Source organism: Achromobacter sp. ISS7 (genome assembly GCF_056523125.1).
The window spans coordinates 6,050,484-6,066,563 of the sequence record NZ_JAWRZD010000001.1 but is presented as its reverse complement, the minus strand read 5'-3'; the positions used below and the strand labels follow the sequence as shown (position 1 = coordinate 6,066,563).

At 69.2% G+C, this 16,080-nt stretch carries 15 protein-coding genes; 6 read left to right on the top strand and 9 right to left on the bottom strand.

The features are described from left to right. Position 1 precedes the first annotated feature (1 nt). Together ntrB and AC1HFW_RS27540 are read right to left on the bottom strand one after the other, a co-directional pair. Entirely contained in the window at positions 2-853 is an 852-nt protein-coding gene (ntrB, locus tag AC1HFW_RS27545; protein ID WP_006390879.1) for a nitrate ABC transporter permease, read from the bottom strand. A gap of 46 nt (positions 854-899) precedes the next feature. Next, entirely contained in the window at positions 900-2,195 is a 1,296-nt protein-coding gene (locus AC1HFW_RS27540) for a CmpA/NrtA family ABC transporter substrate-binding protein (RefSeq protein ID WP_479285900.1), read from the bottom strand. A gap of 561 nt (positions 2,196-2,756) precedes the next feature. Here AC1HFW_RS27540 and cysG point away from each other — a divergent pair. Continuing rightward, positions 2,757-4,172: a siroheme synthase CysG gene (cysG, locus tag AC1HFW_RS27535; RefSeq protein ID WP_061073604.1), complete on the top strand. Its 1,416-nt coding sequence runs from the start codon at positions 2,757-2,759 to the stop codon at positions 4,170-4,172. Positions 4,173-4,242: 70 nt separating this feature from the next. Here the strand turns inward: cysG and upp are convergent, their stop codons facing one another. From upp to AC1HFW_RS27510, 5 genes are all read right to left on the bottom strand, one after another. Beyond that, positions 4,243-4,881: a uracil phosphoribosyltransferase gene (upp, locus tag AC1HFW_RS27530; protein ID WP_479285898.1), complete on the bottom strand. Its 639-nt coding sequence runs from the start codon at positions 4,879-4,881 to the stop codon at positions 4,243-4,245. Between the two features lie 123 nt (positions 4,882-5,004). Next, a complete protein-coding gene (dacB, locus tag AC1HFW_RS27525; protein WP_479285896.1) occupies positions 5,005-6,453 on the bottom strand; it encodes a D-alanyl-D-alanine carboxypeptidase/D-alanyl-D-alanine endopeptidase in 1,449 nt (482 codons plus the stop codon). Positions 6,454-6,564: 111 nt separating this feature from the next. Further along, on the bottom strand, positions 6,565-7,719 hold the full coding sequence (locus AC1HFW_RS27520) for an ABC transporter substrate-binding protein (RefSeq protein WP_479285895.1): 1,155 nt from the start codon (positions 7,717-7,719) through the stop codon (positions 6,565-6,567). Between the two features lie 66 nt (positions 7,720-7,785). Beyond that, positions 7,786-8,289 (bottom strand): flavin reductase family protein, encoded by a 504-nt coding sequence (locus AC1HFW_RS27515; RefSeq protein WP_061073601.1) that lies wholly within the window; start codon positions 8,287-8,289, stop codon positions 7,786-7,788. Positions 8,290-8,312: 23 nt separating this feature from the next. Next, on the bottom strand, positions 8,313-9,326 hold the full coding sequence (locus AC1HFW_RS27510) for an LLM class flavin-dependent oxidoreductase (protein ID WP_479285893.1): 1,014 nt from the start codon (positions 9,324-9,326) through the stop codon (positions 8,313-8,315). 120 nt (positions 9,327-9,446) lie between these two features. On the opposite strand from AC1HFW_RS27510, the gene AC1HFW_RS27505 reads away from it, so the two are divergent. From AC1HFW_RS27505 to tgt, 3 genes are all read left to right on the top strand, one after another. Further along, positions 9,447-10,304 (top strand): IclR family transcriptional regulator, encoded by an 858-nt coding sequence (locus AC1HFW_RS27505; RefSeq protein WP_006390886.1) that lies wholly within the window; start codon positions 9,447-9,449, stop codon positions 10,302-10,304. Between the two features lie 239 nt (positions 10,305-10,543). Continuing rightward, positions 10,544-11,599 carry a tRNA preQ1(34) S-adenosylmethionine ribosyltransferase-isomerase QueA gene (queA, locus tag AC1HFW_RS27500; protein ID WP_479285891.1) on the top strand — a complete coding sequence of 352 codons (1,056 nt, stop codon included), beginning with the start codon at positions 10,544-10,546 and terminating at the stop codon, positions 11,597-11,599. Next, a complete protein-coding gene (gene tgt, locus AC1HFW_RS27495; RefSeq protein WP_061073598.1) occupies positions 11,596-12,732 on the top strand; it encodes a tRNA guanosine(34) transglycosylase Tgt in 1,137 nt (378 codons plus the stop codon). Before queA ends, tgt begins: the two co-directional genes overlap by 4 nt. 48 nt (positions 12,733-12,780) lie before the next feature. Here the strand turns inward: tgt and AC1HFW_RS27490 are convergent, their stop codons facing one another. Next, positions 12,781-13,062 carry a type II toxin-antitoxin system RelE/ParE family toxin gene (locus AC1HFW_RS27490; RefSeq protein WP_479285889.1) on the bottom strand — a complete coding sequence of 94 codons (282 nt, stop codon included), beginning with the start codon at positions 13,060-13,062 and terminating at the stop codon, positions 12,781-12,783. After that, positions 13,049-13,345, bottom strand: coding sequence for a type II toxin-antitoxin system RelB family antitoxin (relB, locus tag AC1HFW_RS27485; protein ID WP_020926666.1), 297 nt, complete (start codon positions 13,343-13,345; stop codon positions 13,049-13,051). Before relB ends, AC1HFW_RS27490 begins: the two co-directional genes overlap by 14 nt. Before the next feature lie 375 nt (positions 13,346-13,720). On the opposite strand from relB, the gene yajC reads away from it, so the two are divergent. Continuing rightward, complete coding sequence (yajC, locus tag AC1HFW_RS27480; RefSeq protein ID WP_006390891.1) at positions 13,721-14,062, top strand: preprotein translocase subunit YajC; 342 nt, start codon at positions 13,721-13,723, stop codon at positions 14,060-14,062. Between the two features lie 114 nt (positions 14,063-14,176). Further along, positions 14,177-16,057 (top strand): protein translocase subunit SecD, encoded by a 1,881-nt coding sequence (secD, locus tag AC1HFW_RS27475; RefSeq protein WP_061073597.1) that lies wholly within the window; start codon positions 14,177-14,179, stop codon positions 16,055-16,057. Positions 16,058-16,080 lie beyond the last annotated feature (23 nt).

Here is a 16,080-nt window from a genome sequence, read left to right as displayed (position 1 = left end):
GCTACTCCTCGGTGTAGGTGAAGCGGCGGGCCAGCGCGACCAGCAGCGTTTCCAGGATCAGGCCGACGATGCCGATCACGAAAATGGCGATGACGATGTGCTCGACCTTCAGGTTGTTCCACTCGTCCCACAGCCAGAAGCCGATGCCGGTGCCGCCGGTCAGCATCTCGGCCGCGACGATCACCAGCCAGGCGGTGCCGATCGACAGCCGCACGCCAGTCAGCATGTAGGGCAGCACGGCCGGCAGCAGCACCTTGGTGGTGACCTTCCATTCCGACAGGTTCAGCACCCGCGCCACGTTCAGGTAGTCCTGCGGCACGCGCGACACGCCGACCGCCGTGTTGATGATCATGGGCCAGATCGAACAGATGAAGATCGCCCAGATCGCGGCCGGGTTGGCGGCCTTGAACAGCAGCAGGCCGAGCGGCAGCCAGGCCAGCGGCGACACCGGCCGCAGCAGGCTGACGATGGGCGAGAACATCGCCCGCACCGGCGCGTAGCGGCCGATGGCGAACCCCACCGGGATGCCCACCAGCGCCGCCAGGCCGAAGCCGATGCCGACCCGCTGCAGCGAGGCCAGCAGGTTCCAGCCGATGCCCTTGTCGTTGGGGCCGTTGTCGTAGAACGGATCCGCGAACAGTTCCACCGCCGCGCGCCAGGTCACGCCCGGGGTGGGGATCTCGGGGATGCGCATGGCCACCACCTGCCAGACCAATACGAACAACGCGAAGCCGGCCACCGGGCCGACCACGGCGCGCAGCGCCGCTTCCAGCCGCTCGCGCCAGGCATCGGTCCAGGGCGCGGCCTGTGGCGCCGCGGCGGGGGGCGCGGACACGGGGGCGGTCCGTTCCATACTCGTTACGGTAGACATCGCGAGTCTCTCCTGTGCAAAGCGGCGCTCAGGCCTTGACCTTGAAACCGTCGGCATAGGCCGCCGGGTTGCTGCCATCCCAGACCACGCCGTCGACCAGCTTGGAACTGCGCATCTCGCTGGCGGGCAAGGCGATGCCGGCGGCCTGCGCGGCCTGCTTGTAGATGTCGATGCGGTTGACCTGGCGCGCCGTGGCCAGGTAGTCGGGATGTTCCTTGAGCAGGCCCCAGCGCTTGTGCTGGGTCAGGAACCACATGCCGTCGCTCAGGTAGGGGAAATTGGCCGCGCCGTCGCCCGAGAAACGCATCGGATGCGCGTCGCTCCAGCGCTTGCCCAGGCCGTCGTCGTACTGGCCCAGCATGCGGTCGATGATGCCGCTGGCGTCGGTGTTGACGTACGACTTGGCGGCGATGGTCTCGGCGGTCTTGCGGCGGTTCTCGGGCGAGGCGTCGATCCACTTGCCCGCCTCCAGGATGGCGGCGGTCACGGCGCGCGCGGTGTTCGGATTGCGCGTCACGAAGTCGGCGCTGGTGCCCAGCACCTTTTCGGGATGATCGGTCCAGATGGCCTGGGTGGTCACGGCGGTGAAGCCGATCTTGTCGAGAATGGCGCGCGCGCCCCACGGTTCGCCGACGCAGAAGCCATCCATGTTGCCCACGCGCATGTTCGCCACCATCTGCGGCGGCGGCACGGTGATGACCTTGGCGTCCTTCATCGGGTCGATGCCGTAGGCGGCCAGCCAGTAGTACAGCCACATGGCGTGGGTGCCGGTGGGAAAGGTCTGGGCGAAGGTGTATTCGCGCTTCTCGGACGCCATCAACTTGGCGAGCGACTCGCCGTCGCGGGCGCCGGCCTGCAGCAGCTTGTTCGATAGGGTGATGGCCTGGCCGTTCTGGTTCAGGTTCATCAGCACGGCCATGTCCTTCTTCGGCCCGCCCACGCCCATCTGCACGCCGTAGATCAGGCCGTACAGCACGTGGGCCATCTCCAGCTCGCCGTTGAGCAGCTTGTCGCGCACCGCGGCCCAGGATGCCTCCTTGGACGGCGTGATGGTGACGCCGTATTTCTTGTCGATGCCTAGCACCGAGGCCATGACGACCGAAGCGCAGTCGGTCAGCGGAATGAAGCCGATCTTCACCTCGGTCTTCTCGGGGGCGTCGCTGCCCGCGGCCCAGGCGCCGGCGCGCACCAGCGGGTCGACCAGCGACAGCAGGCCGGCGCCGGCCACGGCGCGCGCGGTGCCGGCCAGCCACTTGCGGCGGCTGGCGTCGGTGGTCGAATCCGGACCCGTGGCGGCGGGAAGGCGGGGTTTCACTGGCGTCATACGAGGCTCCTGGCAAAAAAAAACGTCCCGCGCGCCGATCGGGAACAACCCGTTGGCGCTGCGGAACGTCGTTGTTCCCTGCCGCGGATCGCGGCGCTTGGCGTGGACCGGCCGCGCGCGGCGGGCCCATGTTCCCTTAAGCAATCGGCGTGCCAGCGCGCCGCAAGCGGCCCGCCCGGACCGCCGCGCACCCGCGTGCGCCCTGGTTTTACGAGGGCGGGCAGGGCGGCGCGGCGGACCGCGGGCGACCCGGTCCGGCCGCGCCCGACGCGGCCCGCGATCCAACTTGGTGCGTAAACCCATGCGGCGGCGCACCATCGATGTGCGGCCCGTCCGCCCCGGCTCGTGGCGCGCGGGCCGCCCTTCCCCCTCGCCCGCCCCGTTCCCCCTCACGGGCATGGAACTTGCATGGAACAGGCATGGTTTGCGCCGGCGCAACGCGCGGACGCGATCCGCCAAATAAGTTGTGGCTATATGGATTCAAGAAATCAGAAGTTGTGGGGATGAAACCCGGTCCCTATGATCGTTTGACCTTCTGCCGGGTGCGCCCGAGGCTGCGTGATGAAGCTTTTCCCGATTTTTGCCGATCTGAAAGACCGGCCCGTGCTGGTCGTGGGCGGTGGCGCGGTGGCCGAGCGCAAGACGCTCGCCCTGCTCGAAGCCCATGCCGATGTCGCCGTTGGCGCGCCCGAGCTGACGCCGGCGCTGGCGGACCTGCTGGCCGCGGGCCGCATCCGCCACCTGGCGGGCCGTTTCGACCCCGCCTGGCTCGATGGCGTGTGGCTGGCGGTGGCCGCCACCGATGACCGCGGCGTCAACGCGGCGGTCTCCGACGCCGCGCAGGCGCGCCGCATCTTCAGCAATGTGGTGGACGATCCCGAACTGTCATCGTTCCAGGTGCCGTCCATCGTCGACCGCTCGCCGGTCATCGTCGCCATTTCCTCGTCGGGCGTGGCGCCGGTGCTGGCGCGGCGCCTGCGCGAACGCATCGAATCCCTGTTCGACCACAGCCTGGGCCGCCTGGCCGGCCTGGCCGAACGCTATCGCCAGCGCATCCGCGCCGGCCACCCCGACCTGGGCGCGCGGCGCCGCTTCTATGACTGGCTGCTGGACGGTCCGGTGGCCGGCCTGCTGCGCCAGCAGCGGCCGCAGGACGCCGAAGCCGCGCTGCAAGCCGCCCTGGCCCAGCCGCTGGCGCCGGCCGAGGGCAGCGTGGTGCTGGTCGGCGCCGGCCCCGGCGATCCGGGCCTGCTGACGCTGAAGGCGCTGCGCGCGCTGAACGAGGCCGACGTGATCCTGTACGACCGGCTGGTCAGCGACGACATCATGTCGCTGGCGCGCCGCGACGCCGAACGCATCGCGGTGGGCAAGCTGCCGGGCGAGGACCATCACGCCACCCAGGCGCGCATCCACGCCCTGCTGGTCGAGCACGCCCGCCTGGGCCGCCGCGTGGTGCGCCTGAAGGGCGGCGACGCCTTCATCTTCGGCCGCGGCGGCGAGGAACTGGAACACCTGCGCGCGCACGGCGTGCGCTATGAGGTGGTGCCCGGCATCACCGCGGCGCTGGCCTGTGCGGCCTATGCCGGCATTCCGCTGACGCACCGCGAGCATGCGCAATCGGTGCGCCTGGTGACGGCGCACTGCCGCGAGGACGAGGACAACCTGGACTGGCCGGCGCTGGCGCGCGAACGCCAGACGCTGGCGTTCTACATGGGCGTGGGCCAGCTGGAACTGCTGACGCAGCGGCTGATCCGCCATGGCCGCGCCGCCGCCACCCCGTTCGCGCTGATCGAGAACGGCAGCCGGCCCGAACAGCGGGTGCTGTCCGGCACGCTGGAAGACCTGCCGCGTTTGGCGCGGGCGCACGCCATCCGCTCCCCCGCCCTGCTGATCGTGGGCGAGGTGGCGGGACTGGCGCAGTCATTGCATTGGTTCGGCGAGCACCTGGAAGGCGCGCCGCAGAGACTGGCGGCGTAGCGCCCGCCCGGCGCGGCCTGGAGATGGCCGCCGCCGGCGGGTCCGGGCCACGCCGCCCGGGGGGAAGGCCTCAGTCGGTCTTCTGGGTGGTGCCGAAGATGCGGTCGCCGGCATCGCCCAGGCCCGGCATGATGTAGCCATGCTCGTTCAGGCCGTCGTCGACGGACGCGGTGTAGATGTGGACGTCCGGGTGCTTGGACAGCACCGCGTCGATGCCGACCGGCGCGGCCACCAGCACCAGCGCGCGGATTTCCTTGCAGCCGGCGCGCTTGAGCAGGTCGATGGCGGCGACCATGGAGCCGCCGGTGGCCAGCATCGGATCGACGATCAGCGCCAGGCGCTGGTCCAGCTCGCCCACCAGGCGTTCCAGGTAGGTATGGGCTTCCAGCGTTTCTTCGTTGCGGGCCACGCCCACCACGCTGACCTTGGCGCCCGGAATCAGGCTGAGCACGCCGTCCAGCATGCCGATGCCGGCGCGCAGGATGGGCACCACGGTGACTTTCTTGCCGGCGATCTTCTCGACCTGCACGGCGCCACACCAGCCTTCGACGGTGGCGGGCGCCAGCGGCAGGTCCTTGGACGCTTCGTACGTGAGCAGCGCGCCCACTTCCTGCGACAGTTCACGGAAGCTCTTGGTGCTGAGGTCGGCGCGACGCATGATCCCGAGCTTGTGGCGGATCAGCGGATGGCGGATTTCGTGCACGGGCATGTGCGTAAATCTCCAGAATTATTGATAGACAGGGTTGTTCGCCTCAGGCGCCGCCGGAAATACGGCGCACGCCCGAGAATCGTAATCGGTTTACCGGGTGGATGCAGGGGGCCGCGTCAACCTTTATTGTTCGGCCAGCCAGGCGATCAGGGCGTCGTCGAAGGCCCGCACGGCGCCGGCCTGCTCGTGGTTGACGATGCTGACCACCACGTAGCGCTTGCCGCTGGCGCCCAGCACGTAACCGGCGATCGAGCGCACGTCGCGCAGCGACCCGGTTTTCAGGTGGGCCATGCCGAGGGTGCCGTCGCCTTTCATGCGGCGCCGCACGGTGCCGTCGACCCCCGCGATCGCGAGGGATGAAATGTACTCTGGCATGACCGGGGAATTCCAGGCCACGGTCAGCATCGACGCCAGGCTGTCGGCCGACACCCGGGCGTCGCGCGACAGGCCGGCGCCGTTGTCGATCACCAGCTCCGGCATGTCCAGGCCTTGCTTGGCCAGCAGCCCCTTGGCCACGGCGCCGCTGCTGGCCACGGTGGCCGGCCGGCGGCCCTTTTCCGCGCCCAGGGTCAGCAGCAGCGTGCGCGCCATGACGTTGTTGCTGCGCTTGTTGATCTGGCGGATCACCTCCGCCAGCGTCGGCGAGTCGTGCGAGGCCAGCACCACGGCGTCGCCCGGCACCATGCCGGCGCGCACCTGGCCCTTGAAGGTGCCGCCCAGTTCCTTCCACAGCAGGCGGAAGACCTCGGTGGCGAAATCGGTCTGCGACAGCGCCAGCCGGTACAAGTCGAACTCGCCGCAGGAACCGGCCACCTTGCCGCTGACGCGCAGGGTGATGCCCTGCTGGGTGATGACCGGGTCGGTGTTGACCACGGGCGCGCCCGGACAGCGGGCGTCGCTCCATTCGACCCGGCCCTCGATCTTCAGGCCGGGCAGCGGCGGATCGATCAGCGGCACCCACTTGTTGGCGGCGGGGTCGGGGGTGAACAGGATGCGCACGGCGCCAAAACCCACCATGAGGGCGTCGGGGCTGGCGTTGTAGGCGCGGTCGGGGGCGCCGTCGAAGGCGCCGGGGTCGGTGGCGACCTGGCCGAAGATGCTGCGGTCGACCACCAGGTCATTGATCTGCTTGACGCCGCGCAGGCGCAGCTCGCGCAGCAGCACCCACAGGTCCTGCATCAGGAATTGCGGGTCGCCGCCAGCGCGCAGGTAGAGCGGCCCCGGCAGCGCGCCCTTGGCGTCGGGCCGCACGCCCGGCTCGGTCATGAAGGCGGTGCGCCAGACGTAGTTCGGGCCCAGTTCGGACAGCGCCGCCCAGGTGGTGACCAGCTTCATCACCGAAGCCGGGTTGCGCGCTTCCTTGGCGTTCAGGGCCGCCAGGCGCGGGCCGCCGACCTCCTGCACCACCAGCGACAGGGAGCTGTCAGGCAGTTTGCTGGCCTTCCAGGCGTTGACCACGCTCGGCGGCAGGCCCTGCACCTGGGCGCAGGCCGTGCCGGCCGCCAGGGCCAGCAGTCCACCGGCCAGCCATTGCCGCAGCCCGCCTACACGCTTTTTCCCTAGTCCCGTCATGCCCTGTCCACCCGGTTGCTCGTCCTGCAAAACCGTGAGCATACAAAACCTGGGACGGTTACGGGCGGCGGCGCCCGCCGAAAGCGCGCCGCCCGCCCTTGCCCGGGGTCGCTACTGTTGCAGTTTCCACTTGCCGCCGGCCACGGTGGCCATGACCAGCGCGCGTTCGTCCAGGCCGTTGTGGTCGGTCGGGCTCATGTTGACCACGCCGGTGGCGGTCGGCAGGTTCTTGACGTTCTCCAGGGCGTCGCGCAGCGCCGCGCGGAACTCCGGGGTGCCGGGCTTGGCTTTCTTCAGCGCCACCGGCACGGCTTGCTGCAGCAGCAGGCCGATGTCCCAGGTGTAGGCGGCGAACAGCGACACGCTGCCCGGGCCGTTGGCGGCCTCGTACTTCCTGGCGAACGCCTGGGCCGTGGCCTTGACGGGATGAGTGTCCGGCAGCAGGTCGGCCACCATCACCGGCCCCACCGGCACCCAGGCGCCGTCGCAGGCCGGGCCGCAGACGCGCAGGAAGTCGTTGTTGGCCACGCCGTGGTTGAAATAGATCTTGCCCTTGAAGCCGCGTTCGCGCAGCGCCCGCGCCGGCATCGCCGCCGGCGTGCCGGAGGCGCCCACCACCACGGCGTCGGGAGCGGCGCCGACCAGCTTCAGCGTCTGCGCCACCGCCGAGGTGTCGGTGGGCGCGAAGCTTTCCTTGCCGACGATCTCGATGCCGTGCTGCTTGGCGGCCTTTTCCACTTCCACCCAGAAGGTCTCGCCCAGGGCGTTGTTGAAGCCGATGAAGGCCAGCTTCTTGACGCCGCTGGCGGCGGCGTGGCGGGCGATGCCCTCGGCCATCAGGGAATCGGAGTGCGGCGTCTTGAAGACCCAGCGGCGCTTGTCGTCCACCGGATCGATCAGGCGCGCCGACGAGGCCAGCGTGATGACCGGGGTGGCGCCGCTGGCCACCGTGTCCAGCATGGCCATGGTGTTGGGGGTGGTGGTCGAGCCGATGATGAGGTCGACCTGGTTTTCCGAGATCAGCTTGTGCGAATTGCTGACCGCGCGGGTGGTGTCGGAGGCGTCGTCCAGCACCACGTATTCGACCTTGGCGCCGCCGATCTCGGTGGGCAGCAGGCTGATGGTGTTGCGTTCGGGAATGCCCAGCGAGGCCTGGGGACCGGTAGTGGACAGGGTGGCGCCGATCTTCACCTGCGCCAGCGCGGGCGCGGCGCCCGCGACCAGCAGGGCCGCCAGCGCGGCCGTCAGAGTGCTACGAGGGGTCATGCGGTGTCTCCTTTGGGGCGCGGATATCGTTATGCGTCTTGCCGATCCGCTACGGCGTAGACAGCGTTATACGACGGGACCCCCCAGGTGCGACAGGAAGGATCCATTATGGAAAACCAGGGCGCCGCCGTGGTCGTCCGGGGCATGCAGGCGCCGCACCTCGCCGATCAGCACGGCGTGGTCGCCCACCTCCAGCACCTGGCGGGTGGCGCACTCGAAGCGGGCGGCGCATTCGTCGAACACGGGAATGCCGTCCTCGGTCGCGTACCAGTCCAGCCCGGCGTAGCGGTCGGCCACCGGCTGCGAGAACACCCGCGCCAGGTCGCGCTGCGGCGCCCCCAGCACGTGGATGGCGAAGCCGCCGCGGCCAGTGAAGTCGGCGTAGTGGATGCTGGCGCGGCGCAGGCTCCAGAGCACCAGCGGCGGCTCCAGCGAGACCGGGGCGAAGGAATTGACGGTCAGGCCGATCGGTCCGTCGGCGCCGGCGGCGGTCACCACCGTGACGCCGGTGGCGTAGCGCCCCAGCGCCCGGCGCAGATGGGCCGGGCTGAGGTCGTGGCTGGCGCTCATGGCGGCTCCCCGGGGACGGACGGTCAGGCCGGCACCGCGTTGGCCGGGCGCACGCCCGACAGCGGCAGGGCCTCGGCCATCAGCCGCTGCATCGAGTCCAGCACCTGGTCCTGCGGCATCAGGCCGAAGTTGTGCAGGCTCATGACGTGGTCCAGGCCCATGTCGGCCAGCCGCGCCAGCTTGTCGGCCACGGTGCGGGCCGAGCCGAACAGCGACAGACCGCTGGCGATGATGTCGTCGTAGACCTGCTTGCGCGCATACAGGCGGGTCTCGACGTACAGGTCGAAGGCGCGGGCGGCGCGCTCGCGGGCCTGCGCGTCGGTCTCGGCCACGTGGGTGTGCAACGCCACCGCCGCCATGCCGGACGCATCCTCGATGCCGACCTCGGCCAGACCGCGGCGGTAGTCCTGCATCATCAGGCCGATCTCTTCGAAGTTGTCCACCGCCGCGTACGGCACGAACAGCATGCGGCGGCCCTGGCGGCCGACGTGGTACGCGGCCTCGCGGCGCAGGATCGCCACGTAGACCGGCACCGGCTGCTGCACCGGCTGCACATTCAGGCGCACCTCGTGGATGCGGTTGAACTTGCCTTCGTGGCTGACGCGCTCGCCGGCCAGCAGGCGCTCGACCAACATCAGGTTCTCGTCGAAGCGCTCGCGCTTGGTGGCCGGATCGACGTCGTAGCCCTCGAACTCGTGCTTCAGATAGCCCGAGCCCACGCCCAGCGACAGCCTGCCTTGCGAAAGCTGGTCCACCAGGGCATAGTTTTCGGCCACCGTCAGCGGGTTGTGGAAGGTCAGGATCGAGATCGCCGTGCCCAGCCGCAGCCGCGTCGTCTGCTGCGACAGCGCCGCCAGGAACACCGCCGGATTGGGCACCGCGCCGTATTCATGGAAATGGTGCTCGGCCACCCAGAAGGTGTCGTAGCCCAGCTGTTCGGCGCGGCGCGCCTGCTCCAGCACCTGGCTATAGAGCTGGCCCAGGCTGCGCGGCTGGTCGGGGTAGTGGTCCTGCACCGAGAAGATGGACATCTTCATTGCTTGTCTCCGTCGTTGTCCGTCCGCGCCCCGAACCGGTTTTCCGGCCCGAATGTTTGTCCGCCACGGCACGTTGATGTATTTTTTAGTGATACACGTATTCTAATAAGAGACGATCTGATGTCAACAGAGAGCAGCACCGGGATCCAGTCCGCCGAAATCGCCCTGGACGTCCTGACCCGGCTGGCCGAACTGGGCGGCGCCGTGTCGGTGTCGGAACTGGGCCGCAGCCTGGACATGCCGCGCGCCAAGGCGCACCGCTACCTGGTGTCGCTGGAGCGGCGCGGCTACGTCGAGCAGGATCCGGCCAGCGCCCGCTACCGGCTGGGTCCGCAGGCCCTGCACACCGGGCTGGCGGCACTGGCCGAGGTGGATTTCGTCAAACTGGCGGCCGGCTGCCTGGAAGACCTGAGCGCGGCCATCGGCCAGACCGTCTTCATCTCGGTCTGGGGCCAGCACGGTCCCACCATCGTCCAGTGGCGCGACGCGCGGCTGCCGGTCACGGTCAACGTGCGCGTCGGCTCAGTGCTGCCCCTGCTGAACAGCGCCACCGGGCGGGTCTTCGCGGCCTGGCTGCCGGAAGCGCTGGCGCTGCCGCGCGCGCTGGCCGAATGGGACACGGCGCGGCGCCAAGGCGCCGACGCCGCGCAGTTGCTGGACGATCCCGCCCCCGGCCAGCCGCCGGATGCGGCCGGCAAGCGCCCCCCCATCGATCCTGCCGACCCCGCCGCCGCCCTGCGGGCGCGCTGGCAGGCCACGCGGGAACGCGGCTACGCCTGCGTCAGCGGCCATCTGCTGCATGGCATCGACTCGGCCGCGCTGCCGGTGCTGGACGCGCAAGGCCAACTGGCCGGCGCCATCACCGGCCTGGGGCTGCACGGCGGCTTCGACCTGGCCCCGGACGGCGCGCCACTGCGGGCCCTGACGGCCGCCGCGGCCGACTGCTCGCGCCGGCTCGGCTGGCGCGGGGGACGCTGAAGGCGCCAGCCCCTCCCTGACGCCAGCGGGCGGCGGACACCGCGGCGCCGGCCTCCTGGCGGGCCTGGGCCGGCAACGGCGATCGCGGCGGTCCGGCCGCGCTTTTCGCCGGCCCCTTTACAATAGCGAGCTGTCCAGAGCCAACCCGTCGGGTCCGGCTCGCTTTTTTTGCCGCCCGCCCCTTGCCGGCGGCCCGGCGGCCGGCCCTGGCCGCGCCCGCCCCTGATACCGATATCCGCGTGCAACCCCTTACCGTTTCCGATTTCGACTACGAGCTGCCTCCCGAGCTCATCGCGCAGACGCCCGCCACCCAGCGCACGGGCAGCCGCCTGCTGCACCTGGACGGCGCCAGCCAGCTGCATGACCGCCAGTTTGCCGACCTGGAGGGGCTGCTGCGCCCCGGCGACCTGCTGGTGTTCAACGACACCCGCGTCATCAAGGCGCGCCTGGCCGGCCACAAGATCACCGGCGGCAAGGTCGAGGTGCTGGTCGAGCGCATCACCGACACCGACCGCGCGCTGGCGCACGTGCGCGCCAGCAAGTCGCCCGGCGCCGGCATGGTGCTGCGGCTGGCCGACGCTTTCGACGCCACGGTGCTGGGCCGCGAGGGCGAACTGTTCGACATCCGTTTCCCCGGCCCGGTGCTGGACCTGCTGGACGCGCATGGCGCCACCCCGCTGCCCCCGTACATCACGCACGCCGCCGACGCCGGCGACGACGACCGCTACCAGACGGTCTACGCCCGCGAACCCGGCGCCGTGGCGGCCCCGACCGCCGGCCTGCACTTCGACCAGCCGACCCTGGACCGCCTGGCGGCGCTGGGCGTGGAGCGCGCCTTCGTCACGCTGCACGTGGGCGCCGGCACCTTCCAGCCGGTGCGCGTGGACAATCTGGCCGACCACATCATGCACGCCGAATGGTTCACCGTGCCGCAGGCCACGGTGGACGCCATCGCCGCGGCCCGCGCCCGCGGCGGCCGCGTGATCGCGGTCGGCACCACCAGCGTGCGCGCCCTGGAATCGGCCGCCGCCCAGACCGAGGGCCGCACCGCCCCCGGCCTGCCGCTGGCCGCCGCCCAAGGCGACACGCGCCTGTTCATCACCCCTGGCTACCAGTACCGCGTCATCGACGCGCTGGTCACCAACTTCCACCTGCCCCAGTCGACCCTGCTGATGCTGGTGTCGGCGCTGGCCGGCGTCGAGCCGATCCGCCGCGCCTACGCCCACGCCGTCGCCCAGCGCTATCGCTTCTTCAGCTACGGCGACGCCATGTTCATCGAATCCCTCGCCCCATGACCGGACTGAATTTCGAACTGCTCGCCACCGACGGCGGCGCCCGCCGCGGCCGCATCACGCTCAACCACGGCGTGGTGGAAACGCCCATCTTCATGCCCGTGGGCACCTATGGCAGCGTCAAGGCCATGATGCCGCACGAGCTCAAGGACATCGGCGCGCAGATCGTGCTGGGCAACACCTTCCACCTGTGGCTGCGCCCAGGCACGGAAATCATGGAAAAGCATGGCGGCCTGCACGGCTTCATGCAGTGGGACAAGCCGATCCTGACCGACTCGGGCGGCTTCCAGGTGTTCAGCCTGCAGGGCATGCGCAAGATCACCGAGGAAGGCGTGAAGTTCGCCTCGCCCATCGACGGCGCGCGCCTGTTCCTGACGCCCGAGGAATCGATGCGCATCCAGCGCTCGCTGAACTCGGACATCGTCATGGTGTTCGACGAATGCACGCCCTACGAGATCGACGGCCGCCCGGCGACCGTCGAGGAAGCGGCCCGCTCTATGCGCATGTCGCTGCGCTGGGCGCGCCGCTCGCGCGAGGAATTCGACAAGCTGGAGAACCCCAACGCGCTGTTCGGCATCGTCCAGGGCGGCATGTACGAGTCGCTGCGCGACGAGTCCCTGGCCGGCCTGCAGGACATCGGTTTCCACGGCTACGCCATCGGCGGCCTGTCGGTGGGCGAGCCCAAGGAAGACATGATGCGCATCCTGGCGCACGTCACGCCCAAGCTGCCGGCCCAGGCGCCGCGCTACCTGATGGGCGTGGGCACGCCGGAAGACCTGGTCGAGGGCGTGAGCCGCGGCGTCGACATGTTCGACTGCGTCATGCCGACCCGCAACGCCCGCAACGGCTGGCTGTTCACCCGCTTCGGCGACGTCAAGATCCGCAACGCCAAGTACCGCGACGACACCCGTCCGCTGGACCCGAGCTGCGCCTGCCACACCTGCGCCCACTTCTCGCGCGCCTACCTGCACCACCTGCAGCGCGCCAACGAGATCACCGGCGCGCGCCTGAACACGCTGCACAACCTGCATTTCTACCTGACCATCATGAAGGAAATGCGCGAGGCCATCGCCGAGGGCCGCTTCGACGCCTGGCGCGCGCAATTCGCGGCGGATCGGGCGCGCGGGGTGGAATAGCGGGGGCGGCGCCGCTCGCGGTTCGCGCTCAGCGGCGCGGCGTGAGGATCACTGCGGCGGCCACTGCTGCGCGGCATGCAGGATGCGCAAGATCCGCACGCTGAGCGCGTCCGCGGCATACGCAATGATGTAATTCGCGCGGACGACCATTTCCCGCGTCCCGGCAATCCTGCCGGGACGGTACAGCGCGGGATGGGCGGGCAGTTGCGCCGCCTTGGTTTCAATATCGTCTTTCAGACGCTGGGCAGCGTCCGGATTGTCATCCGAGATGTAGTCGACAATGGCCAGCAGGTCGGCCCTGGCGACGGACGACCACTCAACTGCGGGCACGGCGCTTCCGGTCGATCAGCGCCTGGGCTTCATCCATGACCTGCTGGTGCGGAACGGCCGGCCCGGTGTCGGCCAGGGCTTCCTGGACTTTGGCGCGGAACCACGCGTCGTGCGCCTGGGCATCGGTGGTCAGCCCGGCGGGCAGGCCGCCTTCCTTGGCCACCCGCGTCAGCAGAATGCGCACTGCGTCGGAAATCGTCAGGCCGAATTCGGCCAGCTTTTCGGTGGCGTCGGCTTTGAGCTTATCGTCCACGCGGACGTGGAGCATCGAGGTCTGGGGCATGGCGATTATTCCTGCAAGGCGTGTCGAATCAGTGTATCTCAATTGAGATACCGTCCTGGCTGCAAACCGGTATTTTGCGTCCACGACACCGGGAGAACCCGTACAGGGACTTTTGTTTCGCGTTTCCGCCCCCATCACTGCGCACAAGCCGAACCCTACGCTGGGACAGCCGCGCCGCCGCCGGGCCGCCCCAAGGCGGGGCAGCCCCCTTCGGGGGGCAGCCAGCGCACGTCGTGCGCGCGGCGTGGGGGCCCTTAAACCTCGCTACAATAGTCGGCTTGCCCTATCCATGGCTCGCGCGGGGATGGGCGCAGAACAAGATCGGCGACAGCACGATATAAACAAACCCAAACAGACTACACGCAGGAGAATTACATGTCCGCTATCGATACCGCCAGCCTCGTCGTGGCCCAGGCCGCCCCCGAAGGCAATGCGCTGATGGGCATGCTGCCCATCATCCTGATGTTCGTGATCCTCTACTTCCTGATGATCCGTCCCCAGATGAAGCGCCAGAAGGAACACCGCAACCTGATCGCCGCCCTGGCCAAGGGCGACGAAGTCGTGACCGCCGGCGGCATGCTGGGCAAGGTCACCAAGGTGAACGACAGCTACGTCACCGTCGAAGTCTCGGAACTGGCCGACAAGCCGGTCGAGATCATCATGCAGAAGTCGTCGGTGTCGACCGTTCTGCCCAAGGGAACCATCAAGGCCCTGTAAGCGTCCCATAGGAGCTCCGCCGCCGGGCCCCGGGTCCGGCGGCAGCCGCCCCGCCGCCCGTCGCGCCAGCCGCCCGGGCGGCCTTTTCTCCACTCTTACATGACGTAGCCGGCAATGAACCGCTATCCCCTCTGGAAGTACATTACGGTCCTGATCGCGGTCTTTATCGGCCTGCTGTATACGCTTCCCAATTTCTACGGCGAGTCGCCCGCCGTCCAGGTTTCCAGCGCCAAGGCCACCATCAAGGTGGATCCGGCCATGCTGGAACGGGTCGAGCAGATACTGACCGACGCCAAGATCCCCAATGAAGGGGTCTACTACGAACAGAACGGCACGCTCGGCACCGTGCGCGCCCGCTTCACGTCGACCGACCTGCAACTGCAGGCGCGCGACCTCATCGACAAATCCCTCAATACCGTCCAGGGCGACCCGCACTACACCGTGGCGCTGAACCTGCTGCCGGCCTCGCCCACCTGGATGCGCGCGATGGGCTGGTTCGCCCCCAAGCCCATGTACCTGGGCCTGGACCTGCGCGGCGGCGTGCACTTCCTGCTGCAGGTCGACATGCAGGGCGCCCTGACCGCCCGCTACGACTCGCTGGCCGCCGACGTGCGCTCGGTGCTGCGCGACCAGAAGGTCAACGTGGCCGGCGTCGAACGCTCGGGCATGAGCGTGGCCGCCACCTTCACCAGCGCGCAGGATCGCGACCGCGCCATCTCGACGCTGCGCAGCCGCCTGCCCGACCTGGAATTCACCGAAAGCGAAGAAAACGGCAAGTTGCTGCTGCTGGGCGCGCTGAACCCGGCCGCCGTCACCCGCGTGCAGGACTCGGCCCTCAAGCAGAACATCAACACGCTGCACAACCGGATCAACGAGCTGGGCGTGGCCGAACCGGTCATCCAGCAACAGGGTTCGGACCGCATCGTGGTGCAGCTGCCCGGCGTGCAGGACGTGGCCAAGGCCAAGGAACTGCTGGGCCGCACCGCCACCCTCGAAATCCGCATGGTCGACGACTCGCCCGCCGCGCAGGCCGCGCTGCTGGGCGGCTCCGTGCCGTTCGGCCTGGAGCGCTATTCCGACCGTGACGGCCGCCCGATCCTGGTGCGCCGCCAGGTGGTCCTGACCGGTGAAAACCTGCAGGACGCCCAGCCGGGCCGCGATTCGCAGACCCAGCAGGCCGCCGTCCACCTGACGCTGGACTCCAAGGGCGCGCGCATCTTCCGCGACGTCACCCGCGACAACATCGGCAAGCGCATGGCCATCCTGCTGTTCGAGAACGGCAAGGGCGAAGTGGTCACGGCCCCGGTCATCCGCAGCGAAATCGCCGGCGGCCAGGTGCAGATCTCGGGCAGCATGAGCTCCGAGGAAGCCGCCGACACCGCCCTGCTGCTGCGCGCCGGCGCGCTGGCCGCGCCGATGTCGATCATCGAGGAACGCACCATCGGCCCGAGCCTGGGCGCCGACAACATCTCGAAGGGCTTCCATTCGACGCTGTACGGTTTCTTGGCGATCGCCGTCTTCATCATCATCTACTACCACCTGTTCGGCGTGTTCTCGACCGTCGGCCTGACCCTGAACGTGCTGCTGCTGCTGGCCCTGCTGTCGATGCTGCAGGCCACGCTGACGCTGCCGGGCATCGCGGCCATCGCGCTGACACTGGGCATGGCGATCGACTCGAACGTGCTGATCAACGAGCGGATACGGGAAGAGTTGCGCAACGGCGCGTCGCCACAGCAGGCCATCCACCATGGCTTCGAGCGCGCCTGGGGCACGATTCTCGACTCCAACCTCACTACGCTGATTGTCGGCCTGGCCCTGCTGGCATTCGGTTCCGGCCCGATCCGCGGCTTCGCGGTGGTCCACTGCCTGGGCATCCTGACCTCGATGTTCTCGTCCGTCGTGGGCGTGCGCGCGCTGGCCAACCTCTGGTACGGCCGCAAGAAGAAGCTCACGTCGATCTCGATCGGCGAAGTCTGGAAGCCGAAGACCAACTGAACATGCGCGCGGGCGGCAACGCC